Origin of the sequence: Empedobacter falsenii (genome assembly GCF_019308355.1) — a bacterium.
GTDB lineage: Bacteria > Bacteroidota > Bacteroidia > Flavobacteriales > Weeksellaceae > Empedobacter > Empedobacter falsenii_B.
In genome coordinates, this window is the sequence record NZ_JAAGKM010000090.1 from 1 (window position 1) to 2,209 (window position 2,209).

Annotated in this window: 4 protein-coding genes; 3 read left to right on the forward strand and 1 reads right to left on the reverse strand. The window is 37.0% G+C overall.

What is annotated here, in order from left to right:
• Positions 1-351 precede the first annotated feature (351 nt).
• From G0Q09_RS14800 to G0Q09_RS14810, 3 genes are read left to right on the forward strand one after another with little or no spacing between them, the layout of a single operon-like run.
• Positions 352-726: an ArsR/SmtB family transcription factor gene (locus G0Q09_RS14800; RefSeq protein ID WP_026980929.1), complete on the forward strand. Its 375-nt coding sequence runs from the start codon at positions 352-354 to the stop codon at positions 724-726.
• Positions 723-1,322: a mercuric transport protein MerTP gene (gene merTP, locus G0Q09_RS14805; protein WP_026980930.1), complete on the forward strand. Its 600-nt coding sequence runs from the start codon at positions 723-725 to the stop codon at positions 1,320-1,322. Before G0Q09_RS14800 ends, merTP begins: the two co-directional genes overlap by 4 nt.
• A 1-nt stretch (position 1,323) precedes the next feature.
• Positions 1,324-1,530, forward strand: a complete 207-nt coding sequence (locus tag G0Q09_RS14810; protein ID WP_219035466.1) for a GDCCVxC domain-containing (seleno)protein — start codon at positions 1,324-1,326, stop codon at positions 1,528-1,530.
• 245 nt (positions 1,531-1,775) lie between these two features.
• Here the strand turns inward: G0Q09_RS14810 and G0Q09_RS14815 are convergent.
• The coding region (locus G0Q09_RS14815) for an IS91 family transposase (RefSeq protein ID WP_219035467.1) at positions 1,776-2,209 on the reverse strand (434 nt) is incomplete at its 5' end.

The following is a 2,209-nucleotide window of genomic DNA, read 5'->3' on the forward strand; positions in this document are numbered from 1 at the left end:
AATGTATTTGTTCGCTCTTAATTCCTCCGGAGATTTTTTTTAGTTACCATAGTATCAATTGTTTAATATTAATATACTAAGGTACGAAATCATCGCAGCGAAAGCTACTGGAGGTTTAGTTCAACAAGGGTTTTGCAATAGTGGGGCGAAACTGCAAAGTTCAACGGCAGTTCTTCGGTTCAACTTTTGTGCAAAATTGAAGATTTTCGCTTCGATTGCCCCACCATCGCAAAGCCCCAAAACGTTAGCAGTAATGGTAGGACGACACAACCCGACAGACAAAATCGGGTTCTTTTTGATATTTTGTATTTAAGTAATTGCTTAAATAAACAAATTGACTATCTTTGCACTATGGACAACATTTCGTGTATAAGACAACAAGCGGACATTAAGCAAATCAACCGCTGTAAAGACCGAGTATTAGAACTGAACGGTTCGTTTGACTATTTATCCAACGGACTTGAATTGGCGGGTAACAACGTAAGACTGAAAATCCTGTTTCTGCTTTACGAAGAGCAACAACTTTGCGTTTGCGACCTTAGTGACATTCTCGGAATGACCATTTCGGCAATTTCACAACATCTGCGAAAACTCAAAGACCGAAAACTAATTGAAACGGAAAGGCAAGCACAAACCATTTTTTACTCACTGACAAAAGAGTATGAAAAAATGCTCAAACCTTTTTTCAAAATACTTCACGAAAACAAAATTTTGGAAACAATATGAAAACAGACAAAAAATTAATCGGTGCAGGACTTTTGACAGCAATTGCAGCCTCACTTTGTTGCATCACACCTGTATTGGCTCTTGTCGCAGGGACAAGCGGACTTGCTTCAACTTTTTCTTGGCTTGAACCTTTCCGACCTTATTTTATAGGTTTGACAATTTTGGTTCTTGGTTTTGCTTGGTATCAAAAGTTGAAACCTAAAAAACAAATTGACTGCAATTGTGAGACAGAAGAAAAACCAAAATTCATTCAATCCAAAATGTTTTTAGGAATTGTAACAGCATTTGCAATAGTAATGCTTGCCTTTCCTTACTATGCTCACATATTTTATCCAAAGACAGAAAAACAAATCATAGTAGTTGACAAATCAAATGTTCAAACAGTTGAGTTTTCCATTAGCGGTATGACTTGTGCAGGTTGTGAAGAACACGTAAACCACGAAGTGAATAAGCTTTCGGGAATAATAAAATCAACTGTTTCATACGAAAACGGAAATGCAATTGTAGAATTTGATAACTCAAAAACGAACATTGCCGAAATTGAGAAAGCAATAAACGGAACAGGATATTCAGTAACAGACAAAAAGGAAAAATAAAATGGAAATCATACTACAATCAACAATCACTTGCCCAAATTGCGGACATAAAAAGGAAGAAACAATGCCGACAGACGCTTGCCAATATTTTTACGAATGTGATAATTGCAAGACCGTTTTAAAAGCACATCAAGGCGACTGTTGTGTTTATTGCAGTTACGGAAGTGTAAAATGTCCGCCAATTCAACAAGACAAGAAATGTTGCTGACAAAAGACGAAAAAGCCCAGCCCATAATAACTAAGCTTTCGTCTTGCCCGGAGGGCACGAGATGAAAGCCCGTTGAACGGAACCGGAGTAGCTTTATGTATTATGGAGTTTTCGAAGTGTAGCTTTAAGATATACCAGCAGTAATTTTACAATTACTGCTTTTTTTGTGGTTGTACTTGTGCATTTTCTGTTGTTTTATGCGATTTTTGGATGCAATGAAGCACAAGTTCCCTTACCCGTAAAAGTTAATTCACAGAAGAAAGTGTGTTTTCAATAAGATAAGCTTTTGGTGGACCTCGCTGCCCAAAAACGTGCAACGTAACAAGATTTCCAACTTTACAACAATAACATTTTCGATGTTGAGTTTTAAGTTCTACACTTGACCTTAAAACGTTTAACTCTTTTTGTAATTGTTGTAATTTCCCGCGTTTCCAATTGCTGCTTAAAATGCCGTAATGGCGTATGCGCACAAAGCGTTTGGGTAAAATATGAAGACTAAAGCGCCTTGTAAACTCTTCGTTTTTTAAAGTAAGCTGCTTGGTTTTACTTCCATCTCTATAATCTTTATAATTGATAGTAACTTCTTGATGGGTTACATTTGTAATGCGATGGTTGCTAATGGCTACCTTGTGGGTATATCTACCCAGATACTCAATCACTTGTTTTGGGCCGCCAAATG